This window comes from Zoogloea dura (genome assembly GCF_012927165.1).
GTDB classification, from domain to species: Bacteria; Pseudomonadota; Gammaproteobacteria; order Burkholderiales; family Rhodocyclaceae; genus Zoogloea; species Zoogloea dura.
In genome coordinates this window covers 124,336-139,246 of record NZ_JABBGA010000005.1, presented here as the reverse complement: position 1 = coordinate 139,246, position 14,911 = coordinate 124,336, and the positions used below count along the sequence as shown (strand labels likewise).

At 65.0% G+C, this 14,911-nt stretch carries 13 protein-coding genes and 1 pseudogene; 3 read left to right on the top strand and 11 right to left on the bottom strand.

Annotation, left to right across the window (positions count from 1 at the left end):
• From HHL15_RS08430 to mobH, 8 genes and pseudogenes are all read right to left on the bottom strand, one after another.
• Window positions 1–2,469, bottom strand: coding sequence for an MGDG synthase family glycosyltransferase (locus HHL15_RS08430; RefSeq protein WP_084204924.1), 2,469 nt, complete (start codon window positions 2,467–2,469; stop codon window positions 1–3).
• 62 nt (window positions 2,470–2,531) lie between these two features.
• Window positions 2,532–3,311, bottom strand: coding sequence for a polyprenyl synthetase family protein (locus tag HHL15_RS08425; RefSeq protein WP_076600374.1), 780 nt, complete (start codon window positions 3,309–3,311; stop codon window positions 2,532–2,534).
• Window positions 3,304–4,251 (bottom strand): patatin-like phospholipase family protein, encoded by a 948-nt coding sequence (locus HHL15_RS08420; protein ID WP_076600375.1) that lies wholly within the window; start codon window positions 4,249–4,251, stop codon window positions 3,304–3,306. Before HHL15_RS08420 ends, HHL15_RS08425 begins: the two co-directional genes overlap by 8 nt.
• A gap of 2 nt (window positions 4,252–4,253) precedes the next feature.
• Window positions 4,254–5,924, bottom strand: a complete 1,671-nt coding sequence (locus HHL15_RS08415; RefSeq protein ID WP_076600376.1) for an ABC1 kinase family protein — start codon at window positions 5,922–5,924, stop codon at window positions 4,254–4,256.
• Window positions 5,924–6,790, bottom strand: a complete 867-nt coding sequence (locus HHL15_RS08410) for a DUF2934 domain-containing protein (RefSeq protein WP_084204919.1) — start codon at window positions 6,788–6,790, stop codon at window positions 5,924–5,926. Before HHL15_RS08410 ends, HHL15_RS08415 begins: the two co-directional genes overlap by 1 nt.
• A gap of 88 nt (window positions 6,791–6,878) precedes the next feature.
• Entirely contained in the window at window positions 6,879–7,505 is a 627-nt protein-coding gene (locus HHL15_RS08405; RefSeq protein WP_076600377.1) for a TetR/AcrR family transcriptional regulator, read from the bottom strand.
• An 89-nt stretch (window positions 7,506–7,594) separates the two neighbouring features.
• A pseudogene (locus HHL15_RS08400) lies at window positions 7,595–7,831 on the bottom strand (transposase); the annotation flags it as partial.
• Between the two features lie 402 nt (window positions 7,832–8,233).
• Complete coding sequence (gene mobH, locus HHL15_RS08395) at window positions 8,234–10,045, bottom strand: MobH family relaxase (protein ID WP_076600378.1); 1,812 nt, start codon at window positions 10,043–10,045, stop codon at window positions 8,234–8,236.
• A gap of 314 nt (window positions 10,046–10,359) precedes the next feature.
• On the opposite strand from mobH, the gene HHL15_RS08390 reads away from it, so the two are divergent.
• The 3 genes from HHL15_RS08390 (at window position 10,360) to HHL15_RS08380 (ending at window position 11,626) form a co-directional block, all read left to right on the top strand.
• Window positions 10,360–10,677 (top strand): type II toxin-antitoxin system PrlF family antitoxin, encoded by a 318-nt coding sequence (locus HHL15_RS08390; RefSeq protein ID WP_076600379.1) that lies wholly within the window; start codon window positions 10,360–10,362, stop codon window positions 10,675–10,677.
• On the top strand, window positions 10,677–11,138 hold the full coding sequence (locus HHL15_RS08385; RefSeq protein ID WP_076600380.1) for a type II toxin-antitoxin system YhaV family toxin: 462 nt from the start codon (window positions 10,677–10,679) through the stop codon (window positions 11,136–11,138). The genes HHL15_RS08390 and HHL15_RS08385 overlap by 1 nt, the downstream gene beginning before the upstream one ends.
• Before the next feature lie 116 nt (window positions 11,139–11,254).
• Window positions 11,255–11,626 (top strand): DUF3742 family protein, encoded by a 372-nt coding sequence (locus HHL15_RS08380; RefSeq protein WP_076600381.1) that lies wholly within the window; start codon window positions 11,255–11,257, stop codon window positions 11,624–11,626.
• A gap of 4 nt (window positions 11,627–11,630) precedes the next feature.
• On the opposite strand, the gene HHL15_RS08375 is transcribed toward HHL15_RS08380, so the two are convergent.
• From HHL15_RS08375 to HHL15_RS08365, 3 genes are read right to left on the bottom strand one after another with little or no spacing between them, the layout of a single operon-like run.
• Entirely contained in the window at window positions 11,631–13,148 is a 1,518-nt protein-coding gene (locus HHL15_RS08375; protein ID WP_076600382.1) for a conjugal transfer protein TraG N-terminal domain-containing protein, read from the bottom strand.
• Window positions 13,149–13,163: 15 nt separating this feature from the next.
• Window positions 13,164–13,517, bottom strand: coding sequence for a hypothetical protein (locus tag HHL15_RS08370; protein ID WP_076600383.1), 354 nt, complete (start codon window positions 13,515–13,517; stop codon window positions 13,164–13,166).
• Window positions 13,514–14,839, bottom strand: a complete 1,326-nt coding sequence (locus HHL15_RS08365) for an integrating conjugative element protein (RefSeq protein ID WP_235943303.1) — start codon at window positions 14,837–14,839, stop codon at window positions 13,514–13,516. Before HHL15_RS08365 ends, HHL15_RS08370 begins: the two co-directional genes overlap by 4 nt.
• Window positions 14,840–14,911: the final 72 nt, after the last annotated feature.

The following is a 14,911-nucleotide window of genomic DNA, read 5'->3' as shown; positions in this document are numbered from 1 at the left end:
TTACTTCTCTCTTTTGCGGAAATACACCTGGGCAACGCGGCGAGCAAACACCACCTTTGGACGCCACCAAACATGCAGCGATGTCCGCACTCTGTCGGTCCACGAAGCGCCCGGGGGCAACAGCTCCCGTCCCAGCACCGACTCGAACGCCCGTAGCTGCGCCAAGTAGACCTGGACGTGACGCAATTCGAAGCGCTGCGGGTCGATCTGCCCGTAGTCTTCCACGAGCCGGTTGAATAGCGCGCGTAGCCGGTCCGCGCGAAGACGGAGCAGACCGTCTTCGGCATGCTCCGTCGCCAGCCGGGCGAGTTCGAGTCCCCGATTGACGAGCGCGTCAAACCCCTTGATGGCAGGGCGACCCTCCAAGCGCCCGATCCGCTGGAACGGAAGTTCCAAGTACACCGCGAGCACACGCCGCAAGTCGGCGAGGATCGCCTCCTCCAGTGCCAGGGGAGGACGCTCGACAAGCGGGATATCCTCGGTTCCCGATGCCGACCGGCAGGCCCGCAAGTCCTCGACATAAAGCCGGGAATCGCTGAAATACCCAGTGACCTGTCGGGTTGTTGCCTGCTCAAGCTCGTCGCGAGACGCGTCGCTGAGCACGCGCGCCATCGAGCGCAATGGCTGCCACATCGAGAGCGGAAAACGGGAAAAGCGATAAGGCGCCTGAGTTCCAGGCAGCAAACGGTAGGCGATCAATTCCTCCTGCAACGACGGGTCTTCTTCGAACCGTGCTCGGATGCCCTCGAACACGTCCAAAGGCATGCTCGGCAGCCCTATCCGGTTGCCGAGGGAGCGGCGGCCATAGCCACCGGCCGCAAGCATCTGCGCCACGACGTCCGCGCAATTGAAATCGCTCCGGTGCCATTGCAGGCTGCCATCCCGGAACGCGCCTTCCTGGCGGCGCGCCTCGGCCACCATCGCGGCGCGGCTTTCGGGGGGAACGCCCCGGACGCGCAAACCGAGCGTCTCGCGGCCGTAGGCCATGCCATAGGTGTTGGTATGAACTTGCGATGGGGACGGACGAGTGACACCGTACAAATAGTCCGCAAGGCTCACGTGCTGGAGAAAATTTGGATCGACGGAAGGGTCCGCGATGTAGTTCGCGCTATAAACGACGCCCTCGATACGGATGGCAAGGTGTCCGAACGGATTTTCGCGGACGATCCGCTCCGGCGTCTGCGAGGTCGCGTAGGAAAGCAGCAACTCGACCTCGGCCGATGACTCGGCGTCGAGTCGTGCGAGCGCTGCGTCGATGCCGAGCACCGGCGCGCCATCTTCGACCCCGTAAGTCGGCAATGGATATACGGGATCCTCTGCGTCGTCCAGTGCGAACCGGGCGATGCTGACGATGTTCGTCCGCTCTCTGTACTGCCGTTGGGCGGTGAGGATTTCTTCCCGTCGGACCGGATCGGAGAGGATTTCCTCGACCAGTCTTCCCGCGTCTTCCGCATTGCCAGCAAAACTGGCCAGCCCTTGGCGCACGAACAGGGCGGCGTTCTCGCGCTCGTGGCCGCTGATGACATCGAGGAGGATGGTCGGCACGCCGATCGTGAACGCTTCCGCCAGCGTCAGTCCTCCCGCCTTGGTGATCAGGACGTCGGCGGCGCCCATGTACGCAGTCATGTCGGATCGTGGCACCAGTCCCACGACCTTCAGTGTTAGCCGCGACGGCAGGCTCCCGCGCAGTTCCTTGAGCCTGGCACGCAGGCTCGCGTTCGCGCCACATGCGGCGATGATCTGCAGGCTGCAGGGAACATGACGCATCACGCTGTAGATGAAGTCGACATAGTCCCCCCGGCCTTCCTTGCCGCCCGCGAGCGTCAGGGTGGGAATGTCCGGCGATAACCCGATACACGCGCGGATGTCCTGGCGAGCGACTGCGGACACCGCCTCGACCTGCACCGGCATCCCGCTGGTGATTACCTTGTCCGGTGGCACGCCTGCCGCCAGCCAGCGCGATTCCAGTTCCGGGTGCGCCAGAAAGGTGCGATCGATCAGCTTGGAGATACGTGGAAAGTAGCCCTCGAAAAAGTCCGTATGCAGCCATCCGATTCTTCGATTGGCCAGGAACCCCTTTTCGCGCAGCGTTCCCAGCACCTGGGCAGCGCCGTAGTGGGTCGACAGGATGACGTCCGGCGCCTGTTGGGTCAGGTAGGCGTGAACTTTCCCCTCCGGGTAGTCCGTGGGCATCATCGACAGCGAGGGAATGCGGTTGCCTCTGGTTTGCATCGCGTCGAACAGGCTCTCGAAGCACTCGGGCAAGTTGCTGGCGACGAACCAGTACAGGCGTTCGTCGACGCGCCGCCAGAGCGGGTGCATGAAGGCGCGAATGTCCTGCAGAACCACCTCGGTGTTCCGGGATTGCCGATGTATCTCCGCCCTTATGGCTTGGGCAGCACTGATGTGCCCGTAGCCGATCGACGAATAGAAAATGACGATCTTCTTCGGTGGCAAGGACGCGTCCATTTTCATTCCCTGCTGGCTTGTCACGCGGGCCGGCTGAGGGTTGGGGCTCATTAAATTCATGATTACTTTTCACTGCCTCCAGCCTCGATGCTGGCAGCGATCCGTTCAGCCAGTTCGAGTGGACGGCCGTTCCCTGTGGCCGTCGCAAGGGTGCGCGCCTCCTGCGTCGCCTGACGGCACAGGTCGCGCGCTGCGCACAGGAGGGCGGTGCGTGCCTCGCAGCGCTCCATGGCATTGGCTTCTTGCAGCAACACGTGGCTCGCCACGAGGGTTTCGCCGTAGCGCCGAGCGACGCCGGCGAGCGGTTCCGGGTAGCCCGCGAGCGCAGCCCCTGTGGCACCGGCCGCCCCGCCCAGCGGCGCCGCCAACCGTTGACGGGTTCGCACCCACTGCGTCGGGTCATCGACGCCATCTCGCGCCAGGCTCAGATTCGCGGCCTCCAATTCCGCGGCACGGTTGACCGCATGAGAAATCAGGGCGAGGACTTGCAGGTCAGCGCAGCGCACCAGCAGGCGGAAGGCCCCGGTGGTCAAGTAGTCGCCCGCCAGCACGGTGGCGGCGTTGCCGAGATGCGCGGATGGGCCGCTCGCCGCATCGACGTGGGCATGCAATTGCTGCAGGCTGAGATGGATCAGGTCCAAGGCCGTGCCGGCATCGATGCCCGCCTGCCCGGAATGAAAGCTGCTGGTCACCAGCGCCCGGATCGGAATCTGCTGGCCTGACAGCAACAGGCGCAAGGCAAGCTGGACGGGGGGTGCCTCGCAGGTCAGGGCGCCTGCAATGGCGGCGCGGACGCCCGTCATCACAGCCTCGGGGAAGTTCATGGGATGCCTGTCAGTCATCAGTGGGCGCTCCTGCCCAGCGGGCCAATTGCTGCGCCGCGCTGCGGTAGCCGATCTCGATGATTTCCTCGGCGCGGTCGAACTCCATGAAACGCACCGCACCCAGCGGCGGGCGGATGAGGATGTCCGGCTTGTCCTGCCGCAGGCTGGCCTGGGTCATGCGCGCCTGCATGATGTAGATGGAGCTCAGCAGCACATCGAAGATGCCCGGCAGCGGTTCCGGCTCCTTGTGCAGCCAGGCTTCGAACTGGACCAAGCCGGGGTTTGTTCGGAGGCTTGCCAGCAGGCGCGCCATGGCCTGGGTATGGAATGTTCCCTGTGAGTTCGAATCTGGGCGGGATACCCGGCTCGCCACGATGTCGTGGTTGAGGTCGACGGCGATGACCAGGCCTGCGCCCATGGCACGCACCACACTCACCGGCACCGGGTTGACCAGACCGCCGTCGACGAGAATGCGGCCGTTGCTGCGCACCGGCGTGAAGATGCCGGGCACCGAGATGCTGGCGCGCACCGCATCGATCAGGTCGCCCCAGGCGCACACCACCTCCTCGCCGCTCATGATGCAGGTGGCCACGGCGCGGAAGGGGATCGGCAGATCCTCGATGCTTGCGGCCGCCACATGGGCGCGTACAAAGTCCGCGATCTTCTGGCCGTCGATCAGCCCGGAACGGGGGAGAACGGGGTCGAGCATGCCGACGATCTGCCGCCAATCGAAGGCGCGAAAACGGTCGGCCAAGCCTCCGATCTTGCCGGCGGCATATACCGCGCCCACCACCGCGCCTATGCTGGTGCCGGCGACCAGATCGACCTTGATCCCGGCCTCCTCGATGGCACGCAGCACGCCGATGTGCGCCAGCCCGCGCGCTGAACCGCTGCCCAGCGCCAGGCCGACCTTGCGCGCGGGCGGATTGGGAACGGTTTCGGGTGCTGGTTTCGCCATCTCTAGCCCTTGCCGCCACGCCAGATGGAGAACAGCACCCAGATGCCGCCGATGACGGCGGCGATGAAGCCGAGCAAGCCGAAAGATGGCAGGCCGGGCTCGCGCTCGACGGTCATGACGATGGCCGAGCCGATGATCAGGGCGGCGGTGACGACGCTGATCGCCAGGCGGCTGGCGGCGCGGTCGAGACGGTCGCCGAAATGCTTGAGGGGCAGGACCTCGACTTGCACCAGGAGCTTGCCGCGCCGCGCGGCGCGCAGGAGCTGGCGCAGGTCTTGCGGCAGCCCGGCGACGAGGGCAAGCGTGTCGCGCAAGGCGCGCCAGCCGCGCCAGACCAGGGCGCCGGGCGCGGCGTGGGCGAGCAGCACCCGTTCGAGAAACGGCGTAGCCTCGCCCGCCATGTCGAAGTCGGGGTCGAGCTGGCGCCCCAGTCCCTCCAGGGCGATGAAGGCCTTGATCAGCAGCGCCAGGTCGGGCGGCAGGGTGAGGCCGTGCTCGCGCAGGATGGCGACCAGGTCGGAGAGCATGGCGCCCAGATCGAGGTTCTTGAGCGGCACGCCGTGATACTGGTCGACGAAGGCGTCGATCTCGGGCTGCAAGGTCTCGCTGTCGATCTCGGCGCCGCCGCTCCAGTCCAGCAGCACTTCGGCCACCTTCTCCGCATCGTGGCTGACGAGACCGTGCAACAGCACGGCCAGCTGATAGCGGCGCTCCTCGGAAAGGCGCCCGACCATGCCGAAGTCAATGAAGGCGATGCGGTTGTCCGGCAGGTAGAAAACGTTACCGGGATGCGGGTCGGCGTGGAAGAAGCCATCTTCGAGCATCATCTTGAGCACGGCCCGGGCACCGCGACGGGCCAGCAGCCTGCGGTCGAGGCCGGCCGCGTCCACGGCGGCCAGGTCGCGGCCGGCAATGCCCTCGACATAGTTCTGCACATTGAGCCGCCCGCCGGTCCACGGCCAGTGGATGCGGGGAACGACGATCTCGGGGTGGGCGGCGAAGTTGGCGGCGATGCGCTCGGCGCTGCGGCCCTCGGCGGAAAAATCCAGTTCGCGGCGCAGCGACAGGGTGAAATGGCGCACCACCTCCCGCGGCCGGTAGCGGCGCAACTCGGGCGCTTCCGCCTCGACGATCTCGGCGAGACGGGCCAGCAGGCGCAGGTCGGCCTCCACGATCGGCCGGATGCCGGGGCGCCGCACCTTGAGGATGACCGCCGTGCCGTCCGCCAGCCAGGCGCGATGCACCTGGGCCAGCGAGGCCGCCGCCAGCGCCTGCGGTTCCAGGCGTGGGAAGATGGCCTCGGGCGACTCGCCCAAGTCCTCGGTCAGCTGCGGCAGCAGCTCGGCGAAAGGGATGGCGGGTGCGGCATCCTGCAGCTTGCTGAACTCGGCGATCCATTCCGCCGGGAACAGATCGACGCGGGTGGCGAGGATCTGCCCCAGCTTGACGAAGCTCGGCCCCAGCTCCTCCAGCGCCCGGCGCACGCGGGCCGGCGGCTCCAGCCGCGCCAGTTCCTCCGGTTCGTGCCAGTGCAGGGTGCGGCCGGCACGTTCCAGGGCGCCCGCCATGCCGATCCGCCGCACCAGATCGCCGAAGCCATAACGGATCAGGACGGAGGCGATGTCATGCAGGCGGCCCAGGTCGCGGACGGCGCCGATCGCTTGCCATAGCATCAAACGTCCTTGCCGGTATCTTTCGATTCCAGGCGGGCAGCGATGCCCTGGAGCAGGCCGGCGGCCAGACCGGCAAGCAGCGCGGCTTCATGGCGCACGACTTCCGTCCCTTTCTTGGCCTGATCGCGAGCGCCTGCCGTAATGGCCTGGGCCAGTTGCTCGAGCGCGATCCGGGTACGTTGGCCGACGGCCGAGCCACTGGTGCGGGCATGTTCGGCAAGCTCGGTGAAGGTGGCCTGGACGACGCCCTTGGCGCTCTGCGCGGCCTCCTGCAGCGTTTCGATGAACAGCGTCTGCAGCGTAGCCAGCTCGTCCGCCGCCCGCTTCAGCCCCTGCCGGGAGAACTCGCTGGTGCGACCCGCGGCCTCCTGAATGGCCAACTGGGCGGCCTCCGCTGCCCCGGCCAGGGCCTCGTCCAGACCGCGCATCGCCTCTTTCAGCGCCTGTCCGCCGTGTTCCCCGAGCGGCGCGGCGCCTTCGCGGGCGCCTTTGACCACGGCCGCCGTCACGCGTTTGAGCGCCTCGGTGTCGAGGCTGCCGCGCGTGAGCGCATCGAGCGTGATCGCGCGCACCTGGGCGGCGATCGCGGCCGGGTCGGTGGCGAGGGCGCCTTGTACGCGTTGCTCGATTTCCTCCGGCGTCATCGAGGGAAGACGTCCCTGCTCTTTGAGCATCCGGTCGATCTCGGCCTCGGCCTGCAGCCAGTCCTCTGCCACGTTCCCGCCCAGAAAGGCGCGCTTCTCCGCGCGAAAATAGGCGGCCTCCGCGATCATTCGATAGCGCTCCTCGGCGGTGACGGGCGGATTCTTCTCCGCAACGGATTCCGGTGCCGCATTCGAAGCGGAGGTGGATTTTGCCTTGGTCATGGTCGCTGCTCCTTTTCAAAGTGAGAGTGTGGAAAATCCGGCGTGTACGGGGCCGGGTATCGGTATGAGCTGTCCAGGAGCCCCATCCTCAGCGTGCCTCCCCCTCGGCTGCGGCTAGGCTCCTTCGCAGCAGTTCGCATACGTGGCGTGCCAGCACTTCGGGGTTGTCCTGGTGGGGCCGGTGTCCCGGCATGAACTGACGGGTTGCACCGGTCTGGAAATGGAAGATCACCAGGCCAAAGATCGACATCGCAAGCAGGTGGGCATCCTGATGCGGGTCCAGTTCGCTGGCGAGATCATGGACGGCGACGAACATGTCCCTGAATACATGTTTGGCCAAGGTGCTCTGACGCGCCTCGTCGCTGTCCAGAAGTACCCACTGCACCAGCCGCAGAAAGTCCTTATCCGTGGCCATCATCCGGGCGAGCCCGGCCACAAAGCGTTCAAGCCTCTCCCGTGGAGTACCGTCGCCGGCCAGCATGTCTTTCAGCGCGGCCTCTCTTTCCCGGAATTCGTAGGCCACCGCATCGAGATAGAGCTGGTCCTTGTCGGCGAAGTGGTAGTAAAGCGCCGCCTGGGTGAGGCCGACGGCAGCAGCGACATCGCGCATCGAGACGCCGTCGTAACCGTTCCGCGCAAACAGAGGCGCCGATAGTTCAAGAATCTCTTCCCGCGTTTTTCGCTTGCGAATGATCCTAATCGGCTGGCGGATCATAGATTGGTGGCCCTTCCGATAAACTTAACGAACGATCAGTATATCTCTGTCAGATGTGGTTTGCACCATCCAGCCTACTGAGAACCTGTTCACAATCCTTTGAGCAGTAGTGCGATGAAGGCCAAGTGGACGAACTGCAAGCTGGTGTTGAGTTTCCGCTCGCAGTTTTTCCAGTGGCGGCGGCATTTCTCGATCCAGGCGAATGACCGCTCGACGACCCATCGCTGAGGCATGACGGCAAAGGAATGCAACTCGCTGTGCTTGGCGATTTGGACTTCAGCGCCAAGCCATTCCTCAACGGCATGAGCGAATGGCTGGCCGACATAGCGTAAGCGCCCGGAAAACTCACCTGTCCCATGGCGCGGTCATCCGCTGAAGATCGTGCCCACCAATTTCGATGGTGACACTATGGACGTTGGCATCCCGCGCCGAGCCCGGCGAACAGGTGCTCATTGCCAAGTACCAGGGCATCGTGTGCTACGAACGCAACCGCCAATGGCGAGGTAGAAGCGATGCTTTACCAAAGATGAGGGGAGGCCCCTCGAAGTCGGCTTGCAGGGGCGGGCTCTTCGTCAGTTTCTCTCCTGCCGTGAGTGACAGAGCGGCGAAAGCGATGCGGGAGACCATGCGTCACTGGCGGCTGCATCATCGTGGTGACCTTCCTTTGGACGATCTCGTACGTTGGACTCGCTCCGTGATTCATGGGTGGGTTGCCGATAGGTGCCTTCCTACACAGGATCGGCGGCAGCAGATACCGACAGGTAAGGGTTGTTCGGTGGCATATCGCTGAACAGGACTCGCGGGTCTTCCAGCAGGTAGCCGTGGAGTCTCCGCGATTTCCGCGGCCCTGTGACTGCGCATATCCAGATGTTCAGACCATTCTGCTGCTTGCGGTGCAATTGCAGCTTCTCGAAGCGTTTTTGCACCCATTGCCAATCGGCCAGTTGGTCTTGCCTGGCAAGGAAGGCGGTTCTTGGATGTTCCTGAGCGTAACGCTGGAACACGCCGGGGCTGACCAGATAGACGGTATCGGCGACCGTATGCACCAGTGCCTTGGTGTCATTGATGATGAGCTTGCGCTCTTCGATATGCCGGCGCAGCCAGGCGACGAAATGCTCGCCTGACGGCGTTTCCTCCAATCCTGGAATCGACGCAGGCGTCGCCGAGTCGAGCGGTAACCTTGACTCACCTGACTCAAGAGGCGGCTCTTCCAGGGTTGGAGAAAACATTTCGGTGGTCGACGAGAGAACAGCCGACGCCATATCTGGAATGTCGAGCAGATCCAGAAGCGCCTCGACGCCTTCGCCGGCTGGCTGCGCCGACAGAGGCTCGGGGGCGACCGAGTCCGGTACGGCGGGCAACGATGCGGAAACAGTTGCTTCCCCCTCGTCCTGCACCACCATCACTGTGCCGGCGAACGGTGTGGGCCGCTCATTGCCTTCCCAGATCAGCGACGGTGCGAGGCGCAGGAGCGTGAAGGTGTGAGACCAGCCCGCGTCGCTGGTGATGGTCGCCTTCCAGATGGCCTTGCCCTCTGGCGTCGGTTGCGCAATGCCATGGTCCTGCAGCACGTTGAAGACGGCGGTGTTGCTGGACGGGATGCCATCGATGCCCTGGGCCAGCAGATGGGCGCGCAGCTTGTCCGAGACCGTCTTGCTGACCAGCCACAGTGCATCCTGGGTCAGCCATCCGTCCGAGGCCTGGGGCTGGTTCAGTTTGAACTCTTCCTTGAGCAGGTAGCGCAATCCGTCGAGGAGCTTGCGTTGGAGCGCATGGCGGGGTGCCGCCAGCGCCTTGGCCGGATCACCACCCAGCGCCTGGGCGACCGAGGCTTGGTCGGCCTGCACGACCAATTCCCCGAGCATGCCGGCATGCTCGTACTGGCCGGCCAGCACGTACAGGAGTGCCGACCACAGGTCCGGATACACGCTGAGCCAGTCGAAGATACCGGCGTCGAGCAGTCGGGCGTAGAGCAGCCCGGTAGCTGCGCTGTGCAGCCGGTATTCGCGTGCCTTGTGGTAGCGGAAGCGGTACGGCTTCCGGAGCGGACCATGCCAGGGATGCCAGATCGTGCCGTCGGCATACTCGACATGCAGGTCGACGGCGACCTTGCCGACGTCGTGCAGCAGTGCCGCGTAGGCGATGCCCGCAGTCCAGGCCTCGGCCTGGGCGGCCTGGGCTTCCGGCGTGGCGCCGGCCGGCAGGAGATGGGACTGTCGCAGCTTCAGCGCGTAGGCCACGATTTCCAGGCCGTGGTCCAGCATGCCGCCCAGGTAGGCGTGGTGGTGGCTTTCCGAGGCTGGAAAATTCTGGACCAGCTCGGCGTAGCGCTCCAGTGGCGCCCGATACAGCGTGGCGAACTGGTCACGGGAGACGGACGTGCGCTGCCAGATGTGTTCCAGCAGCTTCTGCCGGCGCGGTGTCGCCAGCAGTGATGCGGCCGATTCCGTCCGCGTCAGCCCTTTGGGGGGCTCGGCGGAGGGAGTGGGCGTCACTGCGGTGGCAGGTGGCATCCGTTTGCGTTGGAACAGCGAGAGCATGGCGAATCCTGGATGGCGGGCTGTTCGGGGGAGCCTCTTGGCCCTTTCGGGTAGGGCCTTTCCCCTTGACCCCGTTCCCTTGCCCCTTCCCAGCCCTTTGTCCTTTGTCGGAAAGTCTTTGGTATAGAGCAGCGAAGGTAGCCGAGCCACAGCCAATGCGGGACTGGCCCAAATCGGATTCTGGCGGGAAGGCGCCTGTGCCGGGGCTACGATGGGGCCTTCTCTTTCAACTGGATGGAGGCCCCATGCTCAGGCAGATTGACGATGTAAGGAAAATTCCTTACCATGCAAGTGTTGTCATCAGGAGAACATCCATGCCTGAGATCCATGAAGTCGCCACGCTGACCTCCAAGGGCCAGATCACACTGCCCAAGCCCATCCGGCAGGCACTGGGCGTGGACGCCGGCGGAAAAGTGGCCTTCGACCTGCGCGGAGGCGAAGTCATCGTGACCCGCGCGGACGCCGAGCACGAAGACCCGGCCATCGAGGCCTTCCTGGGCCTGCTGGAGGCCGACATTCGGGCCGGCCGGCATGTCCAGTCCCTCCCGGATGATCTGGCCCGGGTCATGTTGGCGAGTGCCGGCCACGCGGTCAATCTCGATGAAGACATCGACGGCGAAGTGGCGCTCTGATGCAGCGGCACGGTTGGACGCTCTTGTTCCACGAGGGCGTGATCGAGCAGTTGCGCAAGCTGCAGGCGGCCGCAGAACGGGCCGAACAGAACGACCCGCAAGGGTTCGAGGGCAACGCCAACGTCAAGCTGTTTCGGGCGCTGAGCCAGTTGATCATGGAGGTCGTGCCGAGCGATCCCTCACGGGACGAGTACCGCCAGGGCAACACCCTGGGACCGGCGTACCGTCACTGGCGGCGCGCAAAGATCGGGCGGCGATTCCGCCTGTTCTTCCGCTACGACTCCAAGGCGAAGGCGATCGTGTTTGCCTGGGTCAACGACGAACAGACCTTGCGATCGGCTGGCAGCGAATCCGATCCCTATGCGGTGTTCGAGAAGATGCTCGGACGTGGCAATCCGCCCGACGACTGGGCGGCGCTTGTAGCAACGAGCCAGGCGGAATGGGCATCGAAGGAACGTTGATTGGATGTCGCATGGAGTTTCAAACGATCTTTGAAAAATCCACGATGGATCCAATCGACGATCCCTTGGAGCGGGTGCCGAGTGAGAACCCATAGGACGGCCATGAGGTAGCCACCATGAAGCTCGCTGCACAGACCACTTTCGCGGAACGCGCTGGCCGGACACTGGGCCGGATGTGGCGGGCTTGTGTGCGTCTGGACCGCCAAGCGCACGACTGGCTGGTGGCGCAAGGATTGGCGCCTGTTGCCGCCCGAGGGGTGTTGCTGATCCTCAAGCTCGTTGCATTCGGCGTGCTGATTTACGTCGCGCTCTGGCTTGCGATGTTGATCATGATCGCCGTGTTTGCGGGTTGGACGGCACGGAACGCCGCTCCCGGCGAAGCGGAGGAATGGGCGATCGGCGATCAAGCGGATCACAAGCGCAGTGTTTTCTACGATCCAATCAACTACGACGACGATCCAGACCCCCGCTTTGATGATGAGCGGTAGGTAGTTACTTGGCTGCCCGAACCACGGTGCCCGTGCCCCTTGATCCGGCTTGGCCTGCTGATTTCGTGCCTTCCGACAGCCCCTGAAGCGCATTGCCGGCGCGGATGCCCACCCATCCCAGGGCCGTCACCCAAAAGCCCGGAAGCACGATGAACATCGTCGCCATGACGAAGTTCAGCAGCATGTCCCCGAAGGCGTTGTTCAGGCCGATCAGGGGATCGAAGTTCGAATGCGGCCGGCTCGCGCCGAAGCCCCAGCCATAGAGCGCATCGAGGATCGTGCTGTCGAGCCAGCGCGCGAGCTGGAACCAGAAGTCCACGAAGAACAGCGCAAACTCTACGCAGCTCACCGCGACCAGGGCCTTCAGCTCGTAGGTGCCGAAGAGCAGCACCAGCGGGATGCAGATGACGAGCGCCATCTTGAGCAGCGACAGCACCATCGGCAACGCCTGGCGGACCACATCCATGGCCGGAAAGAAGCCCAGCGAGCCGACGGCCATCCCGAGGTCGCCGGCACCGCGGGTCACGATGTTGGGCAGCGTCTTCTCGATCTGGCCGCCGTAGTCGGTGTAGACGGCGCCCTGGTTCATCTTCTGCTGCCTGGGTGAGACGACGGCGCGGATCACCGAGTCGTTGACCTCGTTCTGCGACAGGAACCCCGCCCAGCGGCCGATACGGGAGAGCAGATCGGGATCGACCTGGGCCAGCAGGCGGGCGCGTAGCCCGCTGTTGCCGTCGGACCACCACTGCCGGCAGCTCGGATAGCCGCCGCCGCTGTCCACCTGGGCCAGCCCCGCGTCGCGGGTGGCATCGTAGGGCCAAGCCGTGCGCGGCGTGCTCGAATGGTAGGTGTCGTAGAAGCCGGGCGCGTCGAGGAAGTAGCTCGAACCGATCCAAGTCACGTCGTTCATCTGCTCGTCGGAGAGCGTCGGCCGGTTCATGAACAGTTTGGCGCGCGAAGGCCCATAGCAGTCGTGCACGAAATCCCCGACCTCCTGGGCCAGTACCGGGTCGTCGATGCGGGTGGAATCGACGTCCATGCGCATCTGCCGCAGATCGGTCCCGCAGGGGATCGCCGCCACCGCAGCCCCGGTGACGGCCTTGGAGATGGCGTGCATGAAGAACCACCACACCGGCACCAGCGCGCTCTGGTTGTTGAGCGTGGTGTAGGCGTTGGACCAGCCCGTGTCCGCCGGCTGCGGAACGCTGACCTGGCACTGCGCGGAGCGGCTCGTATCGAAGCGGATCGTGCTCAGGTCCACCGGAATGAAGGGGATGCCGGCGAACATGATGACCACGATCGCCACCCAGACGCGGTTCTCGATGCGCATCGAGGACAGCACACCTTTGTTGCCCTCGTCCGCGCCTTCCGCGCGCGCCCGCAGCCACTCCTGGATCACGATGGCGACGAACGGGAGCGCGAACACGCCGCTGGCGACGAGGATGTTCCAAATGCCGTTGTTGACCAGCCAGCCCACCAGGGTCAGGTAATACTCGAGGTAGTCGGTCGTGTAGAGGGTCATGACATCCTCCCCGCCTCAGCCATGGCGCAGCAGTTGGCTGCCTTCGAGCAGTACGATGGTCGTCACGGCCGCGATCTCGACGCGCAGCAGGCGGTGATGCGTTTCGGCTGACGGCTCGCGTTGCCGCAGGCGCTTCCGCATCCACCACCAGCCATAGGCCGTCGCCGCGTAGAGAAAAAGCCGCCAGACGAGGAAGTGGGCGGAATGCGCGTGCAGCCAGCGCTCCCAGCCATCAATACCGCCGACGACATGAATGCCGGCGACGTTCACTGCCACCGCGATTCCGGCCACCAGCAGCGCCCACAGCAGTGCGACGCCCACCCGGCGGTTGAACAGCCACGTAGGCCGCAGCCACGTGCGGCCGGTCATGGTGTGCTCCGGGGTTTCTGGACTTCCTTGAGGCGGTCGCGCGTGGTGTCGCCCTCGAAGATGCCGCGCGAGCCGCCGGCGCGCGTGCCGTGGCGCTGGACGATGGCCATCGCGGAGTTGCCCGCCAGCGTGCGCCGCAATTCGAGTTCAGTCTTGAGATTGCTGATCTCCTGCTCCAGCGCGCCGTTCTCCTGATCGACCGCCTTCACGGCCAGCTCGTTGGCCGCGACGTTGGGCTCCTTCTTGCCGGTCAGCAGCGTCCGCTGCAACAGCAGTGCCTTCTCCAGCACGCTGGACAGCGCCGCCTCCGAGGCCAGGCGCTTGCCCAGCAGATCCTGGTCGGGCTCGTCACGCAGGGCCTCGATCACGCCGCGGGTGATCGGCAGCGAGTTGCTGCCGGCCGCTTCCAGGTTCGCCACCGTCGTCGGCTTGGCGCCGGTCACCAGTTCCTGCAACGCCTGCAGCTTGGTCTCGTACTCCTCCTGGATCACCGGTGTGAGCCCGACACCGGGCGTGGTTTGGGTCTTGGTGCAGCTTTCGCAGGTGCGCTGCTCACGCTCGCCCAGCACGCGCGTCGCCCAGGCTGCAGCCGCACCAGGCGAGGACCAGGTCTGGCAGGTCAGCCGGTTGCCGCAGGTGGCGCGAGAGATCGACGAGGTGTCCGTCACACTGCGCCCGTTGAGCAGGTTGTAGCCTGCGCGCGTCACGTCGCCCACCACCTTGATCGACCCCTGGCCCGAGCCGCCCGCGTTGCCGCCGCCGACCCAGGGCACGCCGTTGTTGCCCCTGTTCGACTCGGCCTGCTCGACGGCCGACACGGCATCGGTGCTGCTCACCGCATCGCGCAGCGCCATGCCCTCAGCGAGTTGGTCCCAGCCTGCCTGGCCGCCCGCCATGTCCGCGAGGCGGTTGGCGATGGCCCGGCAGGTCATCTTCGAGCGGTCGAAGTCCAGGCGAGCCTGCAGGACGCCGTTGGTGAGTAGGTTGTAGAGGCCCGGATCGGCACGCTGGATGATCAGCGCCGGCAGCGACGCCACGGCACTGGTGGCGTTCTGGATCACCGTGCTCATGATCGCCTGGAAGCCGTTGGTGATGCCATTGAGCTGGTTCTGCAGCGTGGTCGTGATGCTCATGTTTCCGCAGATCAGGTTGCTGTTCCAACCGACACCGACGCCGATGCTCTGCATGTTTCCCGCACCACCCATGGAAACGGCCCGGCCGCCACCGATGCTGTAGAGCACGTCGTCGCCGATGACGCTGCCATTCACACTGACGCCCCTGGGATTGATGCGGGTCTGCGCCCAAGCGACGCCCGCTGCCATGACGGCACAGGCGAGCGCAACGGCCAGGGTGTAGAGCCTGGCTCGCTGAGTGATGTGGGAAAAGGACACCTT